The sequence below is a fragment of the Enterococcus avium ATCC 14025 genome (assembly GCF_000406965.1).
Classification (GTDB): domain Bacteria; phylum Bacillota; class Bacilli; order Lactobacillales; family Enterococcaceae; genus Enterococcus_A; species Enterococcus_A avium.
In genome coordinates this window covers 258338-273655 of sequence record NZ_KE136357.1, presented here as the reverse complement: position 1 = coordinate 273655, position 15318 = coordinate 258338, and the positions used below count along the sequence as shown (strand labels likewise).

Annotated in this window: 19 protein-coding genes; 6 read left to right on the top strand and 13 right to left on the bottom strand. The window is 37.8% G+C overall.

All coding sequences use genetic code 11. The features are described 5' to 3' along the window. Nucleotides 1-12: 12 nt before the first annotated feature. From OMU_RS01265 to OMU_RS01250, 4 genes are all read right to left on the bottom strand, one after another. Complete coding sequence (locus OMU_RS01265) at nt 13-2580, bottom strand: ABC transporter permease (RefSeq protein ID WP_016178160.1); 2568 nt, start codon at nt 2578-2580, stop codon at nt 13-15. After that, entirely contained in the window at nt 2577-3263 is a 687-nt protein-coding gene (locus OMU_RS01260; RefSeq protein WP_016178159.1) for an ABC transporter ATP-binding protein, read from the bottom strand. The genes OMU_RS01265 and OMU_RS01260 overlap by 4 nt, the downstream gene beginning before the upstream one ends. Before the next feature lie 82 nt (nt 3264-3345). Next, nucleotides 3346-4335, bottom strand: a complete 990-nt coding sequence (locus OMU_RS01255; protein WP_016178158.1) for a sensor histidine kinase — start codon at nt 4333-4335, stop codon at nt 3346-3348. Beyond that, nucleotides 4328-5008, bottom strand: coding sequence for a response regulator transcription factor (locus OMU_RS01250; protein WP_016178157.1), 681 nt, complete (start codon nt 5006-5008; stop codon nt 4328-4330). Before OMU_RS01250 ends, OMU_RS01255 begins: the two co-directional genes overlap by 8 nt. A 180-nt stretch (nt 5009-5188) precedes the next feature. Here OMU_RS01250 and OMU_RS01245 point away from each other — a divergent pair, with 180 nt between their 5' ends. The 4 genes from OMU_RS01245 (at nt 5189) to OMU_RS23270 (ending at nt 6751) form a co-directional block, all read left to right on the top strand. Then, entirely contained in the window at nt 5189-5557 is a 369-nt protein-coding gene (locus OMU_RS01245) for a DUF6713 family protein (protein ID WP_016178156.1), read from the top strand. 137 nt (nt 5558-5694) lie between these two features. Then, nucleotides 5695-6009: a PadR family transcriptional regulator gene (locus tag OMU_RS01240; RefSeq protein ID WP_016178155.1), complete on the top strand. Its 315-nt coding sequence runs from the start codon at nt 5695-5697 to the stop codon at nt 6007-6009. After that, nucleotides 6006-6590, top strand: a complete 585-nt coding sequence (locus OMU_RS01235; RefSeq protein ID WP_016178154.1) for a DUF1700 domain-containing protein — start codon at nt 6006-6008, stop codon at nt 6588-6590. The genes OMU_RS01240 and OMU_RS01235 overlap by 4 nt, the downstream gene beginning before the upstream one ends. Next, a complete protein-coding gene (locus OMU_RS23270) occupies nt 6587-6751 on the top strand; it encodes a hypothetical protein (protein ID WP_016178153.1) in 165 nt (54 codons plus the stop codon). Before OMU_RS01235 ends, OMU_RS23270 begins: the two co-directional genes overlap by 4 nt. An 89-nt stretch (nt 6752-6840) precedes the next feature. On the opposite strand, the gene OMU_RS01230 is transcribed toward OMU_RS23270, so the two are convergent. Next, the gene (locus OMU_RS01230) at nt 6841-7239 is read right to left on the bottom strand and encodes an FMN-binding protein (RefSeq protein ID WP_016178152.1); all 399 of its coding nucleotides are present in this window, start codon (nt 7237-7239) and stop codon (nt 6841-6843) included. Between the two features lie 13 nt (nt 7240-7252). After that, complete coding sequence (locus OMU_RS01225; RefSeq protein ID WP_016178151.1) at nt 7253-7681, bottom strand: MerR family transcriptional regulator; 429 nt, start codon at nt 7679-7681, stop codon at nt 7253-7255. A 138-nt stretch (nt 7682-7819) separates the two neighbouring features. Here OMU_RS01225 and OMU_RS01220 point away from each other — a divergent pair, with 138 nt between their 5' ends. Further along, the gene (locus OMU_RS01220) at nt 7820-8347 is read left to right on the top strand and encodes a GNAT family N-acetyltransferase (protein WP_016178150.1); all 528 of its coding nucleotides are present in this window, start codon (nt 7820-7822) and stop codon (nt 8345-8347) included. Between the two features lie 86 nt (nt 8348-8433). Beyond that, nucleotides 8434-9066, top strand: a complete 633-nt coding sequence (locus OMU_RS01215) for a pentapeptide repeat-containing protein (protein WP_016178149.1) — start codon at nt 8434-8436, stop codon at nt 9064-9066. Nucleotides 9067-9109: 43 nt separating this feature from the next. Here OMU_RS01215 and OMU_RS01210 read toward each other — a convergent pair whose 3' ends face one another. The 7 genes from OMU_RS01210 to OMU_RS01170 all read right to left on the bottom strand — a co-directional run bounded on the left by OMU_RS01210 (nt 9110) and on the right by OMU_RS01170 (nt 15306). Continuing rightward, on the bottom strand, nt 9110-9721 hold the full coding sequence (locus tag OMU_RS01210; protein WP_016178148.1) for a hypothetical protein: 612 nt from the start codon (nt 9719-9721) through the stop codon (nt 9110-9112). A gap of 191 nt (nt 9722-9912) precedes the next feature. Then, nucleotides 9913-10338, bottom strand: a complete 426-nt coding sequence (spx, locus tag OMU_RS01205; protein WP_016178147.1) for a transcriptional regulator Spx — start codon at nt 10336-10338, stop codon at nt 9913-9915. A gap of 504 nt (nt 10339-10842) precedes the next feature. Then, nucleotides 10843-12201, bottom strand: coding sequence for an FAD-dependent oxidoreductase (locus OMU_RS01200; RefSeq protein WP_227131901.1), 1359 nt, complete (start codon nt 12199-12201; stop codon nt 10843-10845). 178 nt (nt 12202-12379) lie between these two features. Next, a complete protein-coding gene (locus OMU_RS01190) occupies nt 12380-12940 on the bottom strand; it encodes an ECF transporter S component (protein WP_016178144.1) in 561 nt (186 codons plus the stop codon). Next, nucleotides 12927-13334 carry a DUF4430 domain-containing protein gene (locus OMU_RS01185; protein ID WP_016178143.1) on the bottom strand — a complete coding sequence of 136 codons (408 nt, stop codon included), beginning with the start codon at nt 13332-13334 and terminating at the stop codon, nt 12927-12929. Before OMU_RS01185 ends, OMU_RS01190 begins: the two co-directional genes overlap by 14 nt. A gap of 667 nt (nt 13335-14001) precedes the next feature. Then, on the bottom strand, nt 14002-14322 hold the full coding sequence (locus OMU_RS01175) for a PTS lactose/cellobiose transporter subunit IIA (protein WP_016178142.1): 321 nt from the start codon (nt 14320-14322) through the stop codon (nt 14002-14004). Between the two features lie 51 nt (nt 14323-14373). Next, nucleotides 14374-15306: an ROK family protein gene (locus OMU_RS01170; RefSeq protein ID WP_016178141.1), complete on the bottom strand. Its 933-nt coding sequence runs from the start codon at nt 15304-15306 to the stop codon at nt 14374-14376. Between the last annotated feature and the right edge of the window lie 12 nt (nt 15307-15318).

The window sequence follows — 15318 nt, the reverse complement described above, 5'->3', positions numbered from 1 at the left end:
ATTCTGATGCTCTTAGGTTAGGTCATCTCGTAATGCTTCGATTATATTTTCTTTTTTTATTTTCTCGATAGCGTAAAACATCGTAATTACAACGATCAGAAATACACCCAAGATACTGATCCACAGGCTTCCCCAGGGAAAATAAAAAGCAATTTCCGCCCCGCCTTTCGTCATACCTTGATAGATTAGCCATGAAAGAATGCTCGCTATTGGAATTCCTAGTAGCAATGAACGTGAGCCATAAAAGATACACTCAAAAATCATCATTTTATTAAATTCTCGATCTGTCATTCCTACTGAGCGTAGCATCGCTAGTTCTCTTCTTCGCAGTTTAATATTTGTCGAAATGGTATTAAAAACATTTGCGATTGCGATTAATGAAATCATTGCTATAAAAACATAGCTAAAAATATTCACTACAAAAATAGTATTACGGTTCTGTTCAAAGATTTCATTGACGTTATAAAGATCATATTGAGTGGTAATTCCCTCCTGTTCAATGATTTCTTTCATTTCAGTGGTTGACCGTGTAGATTTTTTAGACAGAAAAGTTAAACCGAGGTCTTGAGTAATCCCCTTTGTAGAAAATCGGCTTTTCATTTGATAGGGTGCAACCAGCATAAAAACGTAAGATTTCGTTTCGGATGATTGTCTAGGCAAGGTGTCCATTGGATAAGTATCTGCAAAAGTTACCTTAATATTTCGCTGCTGATCCCAAGCAGGTTTTCCAGAAATTTCTGGTGCAGCAGTCAATGTCAAATCATCCTTAGCAAACAAATCAATCAGCTCTTTTTTCCCATCTACCTTCTTAACTCGCTGTTTTGCCACTGCGATCAGTTTACCGTTTTCGCCCGTATATTCCTCGACCGGCAAATTCAGACTTTTGATAAATTTCAAGTATTCTTTATCCTCAATAAATTGGATATCCATAAATAGTTGTTTCTTAGTGGATTTCGGACTTAACAGCTTCTGATAGTGAGAAGAAAAATCATTTATTCTCACTTGGGTGGCATACTGGATAATTGCTTGGTAAGAGCTACTGGTAATGCCCTCAACCTTTTGAAACCTCTCGTAAAGTCGGAATAACTCATCCTCACCCATTTCTGAGCTAGAAAAAACGATGTCATAATCCGTATCAACCACCGATTGTTTTGCTATATCCTGCAAATAGCTGCCAAATGCACGTGCCGAGACGAACAAAACCACGCTTAAAGCCAGCGAAAAAATGATTGTCCGATAACGCTTCTTATTCCGTTTAAAATTTTTTAAAGCCAATGTCCCTTCCAAGCCATAAATTCGTTTAGAAAATTGCGTTATTCGCACATCCTTTGAGACAATTTTAATCTCATTCGATTGACGAATACTTTCCATCACTGGTGTATTAGCCGCTTTTTTCGCTGGAATTGAAGCTGAGATCAAAATCGTGATTAAACTAATCATTATGGCAGCAAACATCACCGGTAGAGAAAACACTAAAACTAACGGAGTATTTCCATAAAGAAGATTGCTGAAGTTTTTTGCCACAATTGCAATGATGAGTTTGATACTTCCAATCCCCAACAAGATCCCGAACGGAATACCCAACACCCCGATACATAAGCCTTCAAACAAAACAGAATTTTTCAACTGCTTCGGTGTCGCTCCCACAGATGAAAGAATTCCAAATTGTTGCATTCGTTCATTCAATGAAATCGTAAAGGAATTGTAAATTAAGAAGATCGATCCCAACATGATCAAGGCAACCAAAATCGTCCCTATCGAATACAATAACAGATTAAATACCTTATCATCAGATGCTCCCAGAAAACGTAAGACATCGTCATTTAAGCTATATGATCGATTTTTTGCTATGTCATTGGCATAGCTTCTCGCCTTTCTTGGATTTTTTAGTGTAACAAAGACACTGAAGGTATTTATTTTTTCAGTGTTATCAGCACATGTTATCAAGGTGTAGCCCGGAGAGCTTTGCTCTTCAAAACCTGGGCGCTCACAAATCCCAACAATCGTATAGCTTTTTTTCTTTTCCTCAGTTAAACTTTCTTGATTATTCTGTGTGTGATCATAACCGTCATGTTGATTAAGCTGCTTCCTTCCCTGCATTCGTTCACCCAGCGATAATGAAAGCGTCTCGCCAATCGTATACTTTACTCCGCCATTTGCAGCAATGTGTGCAGGAATGACGACCTCATGACTATTTTTCGGCAATCTCCCAGAAAGCAGCTTGACCGGTAATGTTTCAAAGGTCTTTTGGTTGAAGCCAGCAACAAAAAGATAAGGTTTATTAGGATTCTTCCCACCAGATAACCTTCCGTAACCAATATTGGAAAATTTAGTCGTTTCTGATACATCCTTATTCTTGCTTTGTTTTTCAGCAAAACCAGAAGGGGCATCCAAAACTGCAACATGCCAATCCCCATATTTTTGTTCAGAGCCTTTCACCATAAAATTTTGCAACGAAATAGCAAAGGTTGCGACCGCCATAATCATCGCAGTCGACAAAATGACGCCAATAATTGTAACTAGTGTTCGTGTACGATTTTTCAACATATTTTGCATTGTTACTTTATGGAAGATGTTCATGATTGAATCATCCTCTCATCACGAGTCACACGCCCATCAGAAATACCAATGATCCGATCCGCTTGCAAAGCAATATCCTCATCATGGGTCACGACAATCAACGTTTGTCCATATTTGCGATTGCTCATTTTCAACAGTTTGATGATTTCATGTCCATTTTTACTATCTAAACTACCCGTTGGCTCATCCGCCAACAAAACTGCTGGAGCATTCATTAAGGCTCGCCCAACTGAGACCCGCTGCTGTTGACCACCGGACAATTGATTTGGTAAATGATTTTTTCGCTGGTTCAGTCCTAAAAGCTCTAACAATTCACTCAACCACTCTTGGTTAACCTTGCGCTTATCCATCAAAACCGGCAGTGTGATGTTTTCCACTACATTCAATGTCGGAATCAAATTGTGAAATTGATAAATCAGCCCGACCTGACGCCGGCGAAAAATTGCCAACTTCTCATTATTTTGAGCATACACATCCTGCCCATCTAAATACACTTTTCCACTCGTAGGCACATCCACACCGCCGATCATATGCAGAAGAGTTGATTTTCCTGAGCCAGACGCCCCAATAATCGCCGTAAATTCGCCTTTTTCAATCGTCAACGACACATCATTTAGAGCAACGACCTTATTCTCTCCTTTTCCATAAACCTTACTAAGATGCTCGATTTTCAACAGCTCCATTATATGAGCCCCCTTCCTAATGGTTCACCTCTATAATAGAAGCTTTACCTTTCAGCTCGGTGACTTCTAAGTGAGAGATTCGTCACTTTGGAAAACGAATAACAAATAATGCGCCCCCATTTGGATGATTTCTGGCTACAATTGTTCCCCCTTGACGGTGAATGATTGATTGACTCAATGACATTCCAATCCCAAAACCCGTCGTACTACTATTTATCCCCCGATAAAACCGTTCAAACAACCGAGGAAGCTCTGTCTCTTCAAATCCCTTCCCACTATCATGAATAGTTATTTCCGTGAACAAAGGATTGTCCTCTCCTTGAACCTCGATTTTCCCTTTTTCACCAATGCTCTCGATACAATTTCTTAGAATATTTTGCAGAGCTTCTGAAAGCCAAATTCTATCGCCTTGGATCGTTGTACTTGGAGAAATAGTTGTTTCTACCTGAATATCATGTAACTCCAAAGATATCGAGAATGGCCGTAGGGAAGTAGCTATCAGTTCTTCAACGCTGATCGGAACATTTTTAAAATCTACGACTCCAGCATCTAGACGTGATAATTTCAATAGGGCCGTAATTAGGCTGTCCATCTGCTGAAGCATCTCCTCTATTTCTCGTAAATTTTTCTTACACTCCTTTTCATCTGGTGTTGCTTTTGCTAGTGAAAGAAGCAGATTGACTGAAGTCAAGGGAGTTCGCAGCTGATGAGCAATATCCGCTAATGAATCCGCCAGATTCTCTTTTTCCTTTTTCAAAGCTACATTTTGTTCACGAATACGTAAAGTCATTTTAGCGATCTCACTTTGCAAGATCGACAACTCGCCTTCCTCCAGCTCCTCAATAATCAGATGCTCCTCATTATGCAAAACCAAGTCAATTTGATCAGTTAGTTGTGCAATTTTCTGATAACGAACCTTTGTAGAAAAATAGAAAATTCCAGCAAAAATTATTGCAGAAAGGAAGACTAATATACCTGATGTCTGGCTCAAGCTGAAGCCAACAACTGTCAAAATGACCGTGACTGCTGAAAAAAGCCAAGAAGGCCTACGAAATTCTGGATTTCTAAACATTACTGCCTCCTAATCGGTAACCTATGCCTCGAACTGTTAAAATCATCTCTGGATGTGTCGGATCTTCCTCTATTTTTTCTCGTAAACGTTTGATATAAACGGTCAGAGTATTATCATTTACAAATTCTCCTGCCGCATCCCATAGTTCATCCAACAAGCGTTCTCGAGTGAGAATGTTTTTAGGATTGTTCACAAATACCAGCAAAAGACGGTATTCTAAAGCCGACAGAAAAACTTCTTTGCCGTTCTTGCGTACCACTCCACCTGCGATATCTACATAAAGTCCTGAAACCTCAAAAGTGGTTTGCCCATGCCCGCTTTTTCTCAGCGCATTTCTTATGCGTGCTAATAATTCCCTCGGACGAAACGGTTTGATAACGTAATCGTCTGCCCCCATATCCAATCCAGTCACCACACTAGCTTCATCGTCTGAAGCCGTTAAAAATATGACGGGTATTGCTTGCTTCGATTTGATTTCTGTACAAACAGTAAACCCATTGCCATCTGGTAATGAAATATCCACTAAGGCTACGTCAAACTTATTTTTACTCAACAAAGTGAATGCTTCTCTTTTATTTACAGCATGAGTCACAATAAATCCTTCCATCTGCAGCAGAATCATTAAATTTTTGGCGATTGCCTGATCATCTTCAACTAAAAATAAATGTGTCATTTGAACATCCCTTTCTAACAGCCTCGGAAATAAGTGAAGCTAAATGCTCTTTCGTTTCATTTATTTTACCTTAAATACTTGGAAGAGCTATAACTTGGATTTATTTTCTTTCTTTTTCCCGGTCACCTTTATGCTATAGTGATAAAGACAAAGTATAAGAAATGAAAACGAGGTAAAATCATGACAAACTTAATAAATGGTTTTTTTGCACTTGAACTAGGTTTGTTGCTAACCCATGAAATGGATGCCATTCGTCATAAAGAATGGGAAATGTTTATCTTTTTAAAAGATCTTCCTGAAAATACTGCCTATTTGGTCTTTACCTTGCCCCACATTCTGCTGTATGCACTCGTACTCTTTTTTCTTCTATTAAATAATATAACTATTCTGTATGTTGTTGATATTTTCGTCATTTGCCACCTTTTTATACATTTCATTTTTAGGAGGCACCCGAATAATCAGCTGACTGGCTTTTGGTCATTAGTAATAATTAACTTAGCCGGAATCATCGCTGCGGTTCATTTGATTTTGATGGCGGCTGAACGTTAAAACCTCTATTCCCATGAGACTTTCATTTAACCTAGCATTTCAATTTTTTGTATTAATTTTTTACAAAATACGCCTAAAGTCCTATAGTCCCTCTATACTATGTAATGTATAGTATAACGTATAGAGAGGTGTTGTTGATGGATAGTCAATTGAAAAAAGGTTTGATTGAGTATTGTGTTTTGGCCTCATTAGTGGAGATTGATTCCTACGGCTATCAAATCGTTAAGGAGATCCATCCACAGCTTGAGATTACCGAATCGACGCTTTACCCAATCTTGAAAAGGCTGGAAACGAATAAAAAAGTATCGACTTATTCAAAAGTCCATAATGGACGTTTGAGAAAGTATTACCACTTAACAGATCTAGGTTTTGCTAGTATTCAGAAATTTTTACAGGAATGGAACGACGTAGAAGCCGTTCACAACTATATTAAAAGGAGTGTTGAAGAATGAATCGAGTGGAATTTATAAAGGAATTGAGCAATCATTTAGCTTATGAAGTCAGACCTAGCGAAGTCCATCGCTTGATTGAATATTACGATGAAATGATTTTGGATTTAATGGAGGATGGGTACTCTGAACGAGCCGCTGTCAAAAAATTGGGCGATCCTAAGCAACTAGCTTACGAAGCGGCCGGTATTCCGACAGAAGTTCACGTTCCTCGTAAATTTAATTGGCTATGGATCACTTTGTTAGTCCTGGGATTTCCATTATGGGGCAGTTTGGCACTCGCAGCATTTCTTATACTTTTAAGTATCGATATCGTTATCTGGTGTATTCCCTTTACAGGAGCTTGTTTAGCAGGCGGAACGATCATTGGTGGTGTCGCTGCGGCTTTCACTAGTCCATTTGTTCTTTTCGATTCATTCTTTATGGGTGTTACTCAGCTTGGTGCAGGAATGTTCCTATTTGGCTTTGGTCTATTGTGCATGTGGTTGACCTACAAATTTAGTGCTGTGTTCATGAACATGCATCGCAGCTTAATGCGGATCATTCGCCGCAACATTTTCCAAAGAAAGGTGGTCCAAGTATGAAATCTAAGCACTTAATTCCAAAGCTTGCTACTTATCTGATAGGTGCCGGTATTATATTAATGATGCTAGGCTATGCGTTATCCGGATTTTCCTATGACCGCTATCATATAGATTATGATGATCGTCATTGGTACAATGTCGTAGGCTTCAATATTGATTAAATTATAAAAGAAAAGACTGTATAGACAGCATCCATAAAATGGATTTTGTCTACAGTCTGAAAGATCGAATCCGCCTGGATTCGATCTTTTTAGTTATTGTTTAATGCTTTTTCAACTGCCTTCTGAATGACTTTGCTCGAGTTGGTCGCTCCAGAAACAGCATCGATTGTGACCCTCTGCTGTTCCACTATTTTTTCTGGTAATACATCTGCCTTTTTTCCACGGTCATTGTAATGCTCCAGGATCTTTATCGTTTGAAAACGATGATCCTTCACTTCGACTTTAACCTTGGCGCGAATAAAATCTACATCGTGTATTCCGACGTACTCGCCGTCCTCAAGCTGAGTCAGATCAGGTTCACGGATGGTGATTGCTTGTATAGCCTGCTTATAATCAAGAAATCGCTTGTAATAGAATATACCAAACCCGCCTACTAGCACAAGTACGACTAAACCTATCAACAGTATCATTCTCACCTTCTTTGACATTGGCTCCCTCTCCTTATTTCCTAGTCTGGATTTGTTCAAAAATCAGTTCAATTCTTTGATTGAGCACTGCTTGATTTAGTTTATACAGTTCGTGATTTTCGAAAAGCGGCATAACATCCTCCAAGATTTCGATAATTTGGTGAGTCAGTCTGATTCGTTCCTTCATTTCTTTCAAATTGCGTTGCAACACCTCATTCGCCTTATCATTGCACTCTTGCCCTTCAGGTTCGTTATATAAGGAAGTGACTATTCGGATATCCTCTAATGAAAAATCTGCAAACTTCAGTAAAACTAAATTTTTTACGATCAGCAAATCCTCTTGATCGTAATAACGATACCCATTCTCCATACGTCGAGAGGACAAAATTCCTTTTTTGTCATAATAACGCAGTGCAACTGGTGAAACTCCAGTCAGTTTTGAAAATTCCTTAATCGTCCACATGCCGCTCCCTCCTTTTATATCATCCTAACATTCAACTTCAGGTGAAGGTCAAGTGATTTTCATTATAAAATGGACTATTTCAGACCGCTGAATCATGCTACACTAACCACAAGCAACAAAGCTAAAGAGGTGAAGTTCATGGAAAAAATTAAGTTGATCCAACCACAAAAAGAGCATGAAACAGCTATTCAAAAATATGTAGAAGAACATCTTTCGGTTGGCGAAGATTCACTACATGGTTCGTCATTGCTAACAGAAATGGAAAGTTATAGTGCCTGGTTAACTCATTTAGCTAAGCAATCCGACAAAGCTACGGTTACTTCCGATTGGGTTGTCTCGACTACCTTGATTGCCATACGAGAAAATGATCAAAAAATCATAGGAACGATCGATATTCGTCATGAACTAAATGAATTTCTACGCGAATTTGGCGGACATATCGGCTTTGGTGTACGACCTACCGAACGTGGAAAAGGCTATGCTACAGAAATTTTGCGCCTAGGGTTAAAATACTGCAAAATATTAGGACTTGAAAAAGTGATGATCGCCTGCTACAAAGAGAATACCCCTTCAGCCAAAACCATTCGAAAAAATGGCGGTGTTTTGGAGAGAGAATTTATTCACGATGATGGAAAAGAAATCCAAGTATATTGGATCAATTTATAAAAGAATCGGTTTGAATCGATAGTCTCCAATCTGAGGAGATGCTAGAATAGTGATAGACACGACCGCTGAGAAAGGACGGGATTTTCATGAATGCTACGCTGAAAAATCATGATTACTCATTTCGTAAGCTGCAACAGGCTAATTTTCATGACATGACCTTTGAACAAGTAGATTTTTCAAACGCAGATCTGACTGGCGCAAATTTGAGCAACTGTTTATGCATTGATTGTGATTTTTCAGAAGCCATTCTGAAAGATGCGTCTTTACAAGGAACCGATTTTCAAAACAGCCGTTTATGCGAAGCGGATATTTCTGGTGCGAATCTCTACTTTGCGATGTTGGAGCACGCAGATTTGACTGGTATCATTCATGATAAACGGACAAAATTTTTTGACCTTTATTGTCCCGCAGAAGGACCATTCATCGGCTACAAAAAGTGCTTTGATTTTCGGATCGTTCAATTACTGATCCCTGCTGATGCCCGCAGGACCTCTGCGACAAATACCTGCTGCCGCTGCGATAAGGCTAAGGTGCTGACAATTAAGGATATGTATACGAACGAAGATTATGATGAAGCTGTCTCATATGTGGATGGAAATTTTGTTTATCGAGTTGGAGAGTACGTAGTTGCTGAAAATTTCAACCCCAATCGCTGGGCTGATTCCACTGGCGGCATTCATTTTTGGCTGACACGAAAAGAAGCCGAGGGTTATATGTAAAAAAGCCGATCTCGCCATTGTTCTAATGGTAAGATCGGCTTCTTCATTCATTTTTCTTTTTAGGATTCTTTTTTTCTTGAAATAAATCGAGGGTAAATCCTTTAATATCTGTAAGTCGCAGGATATCTTTTAAAGAATTATACTCGTCATACAATTTTTTCTTTTCTTCATTCAACTTATAGGTGGTAACAATCCCTGACATAATCGGAGCGTTAAACATCTTAGCAGAGACTACTCGATGAATCCCATCATTTTGGAGAATATAACAATCATCTTCCTGATAATGGTTAAATTTTATACGATCAGTGCCCTCAAGATTAACTTGTCCAGAATAAAAAGCTTGTTGGGATTCGAGCCCATGTTCTTCTAAAGATCGTAAGTTCTCCTCAATCTTCTCACTTTCTCTACCCTCAGTCGCTATTCCCATAAAAAAATCATAAACGGATGTTCCTTCGATGGTCCAATTTGATTTTATCGCGACAATTTTTTGTACGGGAATATTTTTGCTTAAGTTCTCACTATTTTCTACTTTGTCGTAATAATTTTCTATTTCCGTATCTTGAAAGAAATTTCTCTTTTGCAATTGGATGTGCTGTAAACTAATTCCAGCTTTCAACATACGATTAATCGCCTTTTCTTCAAAATTTGTAGTCATCTCTACCCTCCCCTACATTGGAAAAATTATTTTATCACTTTATAATCAGCTTCTTATTATTCTCATTTAGTTAAAACTACACTGAATTCAGAAATCTCAAGTTCAAATAAGATAAGAATGAAATGATAACACCCACAACAATTACAGTCGCAGGTGCCAGTTAAGTTGACTCATTTATGAAAAACAGTTGTCTATGCGTAACGTTTGTTTTCTAAATCCATCTGAATTAAGGTCTCAGTCATTCTTCTCGATGCGACTCTTCGAACTTCGCGTGGAATAAACTGATGAATTTCATCTTCATTGAAGCCGATTTGCAGCCTCAAGCCATCCGTGATAATTGGACGTCTTAATAAACTAGGATGTTTCTCAACGATTGCTACCAACTCATTAAAGGTGATAGTATCAAAATCAATATCTAATTTTGAATAAACTTTTGAACGTGTCGAAATAATGTCTTCTGTACCCGTTTCTGTTAGAGATAAAATTTCTTTGATTTCATCTCTCGTTAATGGTTCAGTCAAGATATTCCTCTCTTCAAACTCCAATCCTTGATTCTTCAACCAAGTCTTTGCTTTTCTACAAGAAGCACAACTAGATGAGCTAAATAATTTAATCATATTATAAACACCTTTCTGAAAAATATTTTCTATCCACTGTTATCTACACCTATTACGATACAGGACATATCATTTGTTGTTAATATAATTTTTAAAAGTGCTTAAAAATATGACTTTGTAATATTCAAAAAAACCACATATAATAACTCTAAAATAGAATAATTATTATTAGGATTCGTCTATAAAACCCTAGTAATCCTCATTGTTTGTTTGATTTATTCAACCAAAAAATCATCTGTTTAAAAAACACAAGTAATTCGCACTCGAAGGTTGAATCATTTATTTCTTCTTAAAAGCAAAATATGATAATATGCTTTTCGAACTCTCATTTGTTTTTTGTTTTGATCCATCTGCACATAAATTTTCTTGCTTGGTTACCGAGCAATAGTTATAAACAGTTGAAGAAATTCTCTCTTGTACAGAAAAAAAGCCACTGAAAAAATGATTTCCCATCTTTTCAGTGACCTATTTTATAGGATATCTATTTAAAAAAATACCTGTACATTACGATTCATTTTCCTGATGAAGAGCTTTTAAGCCCGCCATATTAAGTAAGTTCCAAGGCGTATCAAACTCTGGTTGGAAGAAGAAATCCGCATAAGCTAACTGCTCGATCGTAAATTTTGTTTGGATTGCGATCGAAATCGCATTGATGTTTGCAGTTAAGTCTTTTTTAGACATAATTTGTGCACCTAGAATCGCATGCGTCTTTGGATCATAAACCAATTTAAACAGCATCCGGTCTTTCATATTTGCTGGCACAAAGTCCATCAGGGTGTCTTGATCTAGTAAGACAGATTTCGTCTCGATCTTCAGGCGATCCGCCATTTGATCATTCAATCCAGTTGATGCGAACTTGTAATCAAATACACGCAAGGCCGATGAGCCCTGCACACCAGGGAATGGATAGTTTGCTTCCTCTAAGTTTTTCACTGCATAGCGACCTTGACGACGCGCATTGGTTGCAAGAGCAATATTGACTGTTGTTTGACCTGGATTGTACTGAATCAAAGTCGCATCTCCCACCGCAAAAACATCCTCAGCGCTTGTTCGCATGTACTCATCGGTTTTGATCATGCCATTTGAATGCATATCCACAGCCCCTTGTAACCAAGCGGTATTCGGTCTAACACCTGCAGACATTACAACTAACTCAGCTGGGTATTCTCCCTTATCGGTCACAACTTTGCTGACTTTTCCATCCTTACCGACAAATTCAACGACCTTTTCTTCCATTGCTAAATTCATACCATTATTCGTCATTTCTTTTTCTAAAATATCGGTAAATTCTTGATCAAGATAGAGTCCTAATGGTCGAGTGATAATATCCACCAGCGTTACATTTTTTCCAGCCTTCACAAAGGCTTCTGCCGCTTCTATTCCGATATATCCGCCACCGACAACCACGACATTTTGAATATCGGGATCAACAGAATGAAGCTTCAAATCAATCGTATCTTGACGACCGCGCATGGTTTCTATATTCTGCAACTCATGACCAGGAACCGGCAAAATAAATGGATTTGCCCCCGGGCTTAAAATCAATTTATCATAGGTTTCCTTACGTGTTTGACCGCTAACGTGATCCAACACTTCAACTTCATGCTTGTCAGGTATTACTTTGGTAATTTCAGTATTGGTAAAAACGCGAACCCCGCGTTGTTCCATCTCTTCGGCTGTCATGTAACGAATTGAATTTACGTCTTTCACGACTCCTTCGAGATACATTTGTGTGCCTCAGCCCATAAATGAGATAAAGTCACCTTTTTCGTACCATTGCACTTCCGCTTTGGGATGAGTCAACAGTAACTCTTCGACTGCTTCATAGCCGCCGTGTGAAGATCCTAAAACAATAACCTTCATCAAAAATCCCTCCTGTATAATTTATTTGATACACTTACATTGTAGCTCACTCTCTATAGATAAAGACATCATTTAGCTCACGATTATACAGTAAGGATCTTGCAAGTCTCTAAAGTGCAAAAAGGATAAATCTATGCTGATGAATCATCATAGATTTATCCTTTTGTAGTTATCTCATTCATTTGTTATTCACTCTATGCCATTTTTGAATCGTTTGTGTTAATAATTTTTTCAAAATAGGTGTTAGTAGTACATAGAAAACAACATTTCCAACAGCATGCATTGTATCAACCGGAATTCCAGCTAAATAATAAGGTAAAAACGCTGAAATGCCTAAAAATGGCGCTTGAACTGCCGATATGAAAAAACCAAACAGTATTCCTGTGATTCCTGCATAAACTGCTTGTAATAAAATGCTCTTTTTAAATTGAGGAACTTTTTTTAGTAAACCTGTCAATAAAATAATTAAAAAGTAGGTCACTACTTGAGCAATTGTCCATACCCCCATCCCCATATAAAAATTTGTAATGAGAATAGAAAGCAAGCTGACTAATAATCCTTGATAGGTTCCCCAATAAATAGTGATAATTAATAATATCGCCGTGACTGGCTGTACATTGACAATGAATTGAAAAAAAGTACGACTGACGACACACAATGCGACAAGCATAGATAGCAGGCTTAATTCCTTTACCCCTAGTGAAAATACGGAGTAAACAGTTCGACTAGAATTGTTCAAGCTTGAACACCACTCGATCGTCTTTTTTCAGCGTAACGTCCTTTGCTCCTGAATTTACTTGTTCATCATTAATTGTAAAAACCCAATACTTATTATTTTTAGCATCCTGTGAATGTCCGTCAAGTGAAGTAATCATCCCATCATCATCTTCTACTGAGTAATTCTCTTTTAAGACGTCAAATAAGCTTTGACCCTCCTTGAATGAAACGTCCTTTTTAGATAATTCTTTGTCACCATCTAATAAAGTGATACTTGCTTTTGCTTCTGATCTTTCGCTGCTTGACACTTTTTCTTCCGCCACACTGCTATCTGTAGACTCTGCTTGTTTCGTTGTACATCCGCTAAACAGCATTAAACTTACAAAAAGTGCAAAAAATAAATTTCTTTTCTTCATTTCCATATCCCCCTTGACTTTATTAAATAAAAAGACACCCGGAAAGCATGGGTGTCCAAAAAAACAAATGAAACAAACGACCCTGATATTGCTTGTTCGAATCAATCCACACTAGTGTCTGACTTTGCATTGCGCATTACAGTAGAAAGGGACTGTAAAGGAATTTCACCTTTTTCCTAGTTGTTGATTGAAGGATATTAAGTTTTAAAAGTCGATTATTCTTTTTAATTGATTCTTCATGGCTGCTTATCAAATTTATTTCCCAAGCATTAAAAAATACTAAAAAACCATTCTGAACAAATAAAAAAGCATTGTCTTCTATATTCAAAATAACAGATTTCTCCTATAAAATAAACACTATTGGGACAATCTATAACTGCTATTTGAAGACAAAACAAATAAGTAATACTAAATAGGACAAAATTGCTTTCTAGAACAATAACTATAATTGGAAGTGACTTACTCCACGTCCAGTTAAAAGAGATAACAAGTGCCTATATCAATCTGTATCATTACTCCTTTAGAAGAAACTCTTAGCTATTTATGAGAGTCGTCGTTTATTCATGAAAAGGGAACTGAGTCAAAAGTTTAAAGACTTCTGACTCAGTTCCCTGTTTTTTTAAACTATTTCCTTAGCTTCAAAAATCGTTTACTAAATTACTCATTTTTAGCTTCTTTGCAAATAATCATACAGTCCAATAACCTCTTTAGCCAAATCACAAAAAGCAATAGAGGTCATTAAATGATCCTGACTATGTACAGTCAACAATGTGATCTCTGTTTTTTCTCCTTGAGCTTCTTTCGTTAACATGTCTGTTTGAGAATGATGCGCTTCAACGATGGCTTGCTCGGCATCGTGAATCTTTGACTCTGCTTGACTCATATTCCCTGCTTTTGCTGCTTGGATCGCTTCCATCGCATCACTTTTGGCATTCCCGCTATGAATAATTAAGTTCATTACCGTTTCCAATTGCTCCTGGTTGTTCATTTTGTTTTTCCTCCATCCATTATTTCATTTAGACAATATCGGTAAGAGCTGTCAAACTGTCATCATTTTTAATACTTCGATTACTTGATAAGCTGCACCATATATCCCTGCATCATTTCCTAGACTCGCCTTTCTAATCTGAATGGACTCTCTGATCTGAGGAAAAACAGATTTCTCAAGGGCTTCTCTTAAAGGAACAATAAAGAGCTGATCTGCTTCAGAAACACCGCCTCCAATTACTATTTCTTCTGGGTCCAACGTATTTACGATACCTGAAATAGCTTTAGCTAAATAATTGATTGTTATTTTCAGTGTTTCTTGAGCAAATTGATCTCCTGTTTCAAGCAATTCAAAAATTTCCTTTGCGTTGCTAACAATTGTTCTATTTGCTAATTGATTGAAGGTTTTTACCATACCATTGGCTGACCCATAGCACTCGAGACAGTTGACATTTCCGCACCCGCAAACTCTTTTTTCAGTGGAAACAACTGGAATATGCCCGATTTCACCTCCAGAAGAGTGATGACCATTGATGATTTGCCCATTAACTATAATCCCGCCACCAACCCCTGTTCCAATCGTGATAAATACGATATCATTCAATGGCACATCTGTGCCTTTCCAAAATTCTCCTAGTGCGGCCGCATTCGCATCATTCAGTAAAACGACAGGTACATGTAACGCTTGTTCAATGATGTTTTTTAGCGGAAAATTGCTCCAGCCTAAATTTACCGCGCGTTTTACATGAACATCATCTACTGGGCCAGGAACACCTATACCAATCCCCATGAGATTTTCAAGTGATTCTCCTGCTTGGCTGAACTTACCTTTTATACTATTCACTATTTCATAAGGAATATGACTACCGTTATCACTAATATTCGTGGAAATCGACCATTTTTCAATTAGAACTCCTGCCATATCCAATAAAGCTAATTTTATTGCTGTTCCACCAATATCAATACCAATTATTTTATTCGGCATGGGACATCCTCC

Coding starts and splice junctions, on each gene's coding strand:
- OMU_RS01265 (WP_016178160.1), bottom strand. CDS start 2,580: ATGAACATCTTCCATAAAGTAACAATGCAAAATATGTTGAAAAATCGT.
- OMU_RS01260 (WP_016178159.1), bottom strand. CDS start 3,263: ATGGAGCTGTTGAAAATCGAGCATCTTAGTAAGGTTTATGGAAAAGGA.
- OMU_RS01255 (WP_016178158.1), bottom strand. CDS start 4,335: ATGTTTAGAAATCCAGAATTTCGTAGGCCTTCTTGGCTTTTTTCAGCA.
- OMU_RS01250 (WP_016178157.1), bottom strand. CDS start 5,008: ATGACACATTTATTTTTAGTTGAAGATGATCAGGCAATCGCCAAAAAT.
- OMU_RS01245 (WP_016178156.1), top strand. CDS start 5,189: ATGACAAACTTAATAAATGGTTTTTTTGCACTTGAACTAGGTTTGTTG.
- OMU_RS01240 (WP_016178155.1), top strand. CDS start 5,695: ATGGATAGTCAATTGAAAAAAGGTTTGATTGAGTATTGTGTTTTGGCC.
- OMU_RS01235 (WP_016178154.1), top strand. CDS start 6,006: ATGAATCGAGTGGAATTTATAAAGGAATTGAGCAATCATTTAGCTTAT.
- OMU_RS23270 (WP_016178153.1), top strand. CDS start 6,587: ATGAAATCTAAGCACTTAATTCCAAAGCTTGCTACTTATCTGATAGGT.
- OMU_RS01230 (WP_016178152.1), bottom strand. CDS start 7,239: ATGTCAAAGAAGGTGAGAATGATACTGTTGATAGGTTTAGTCGTACTT.
- OMU_RS01225 (WP_016178151.1), bottom strand. CDS start 7,681: ATGTGGACGATTAAGGAATTTTCAAAACTGACTGGAGTTTCACCAGTT.
- OMU_RS01220 (WP_016178150.1), top strand. CDS start 7,820: ATGGAAAAAATTAAGTTGATCCAACCACAAAAAGAGCATGAAACAGCT.
- OMU_RS01215 (WP_016178149.1), top strand. CDS start 8,434: ATGAATGCTACGCTGAAAAATCATGATTACTCATTTCGTAAGCTGCAA.
- OMU_RS01210 (WP_016178148.1), bottom strand. CDS start 9,721: ATGACTACAAATTTTGAAGAAAAGGCGATTAATCGTATGTTGAAAGCT.
- spx (WP_016178147.1), bottom strand. CDS start 10,338: ATGATTAAATTATTTAGCTCATCTAGTTGTGCTTCTTGTAGAAAAGCA.
- OMU_RS01185 (WP_016178143.1), bottom strand. CDS start 13,334: ATGAAGAAAAGAAATTTATTTTTTGCACTTTTTGTAAGTTTAATGCTG.
- OMU_RS01175 (WP_016178142.1), bottom strand. CDS start 14,322: ATGAACAACCAGGAGCAATTGGAAACGGTAATGAACTTAATTATTCAT.
- OMU_RS01170 (WP_016178141.1), bottom strand. CDS start 15,306: ATGCCGAATAAAATAATTGGTATTGATATTGGTGGAACAGCAATAAAA.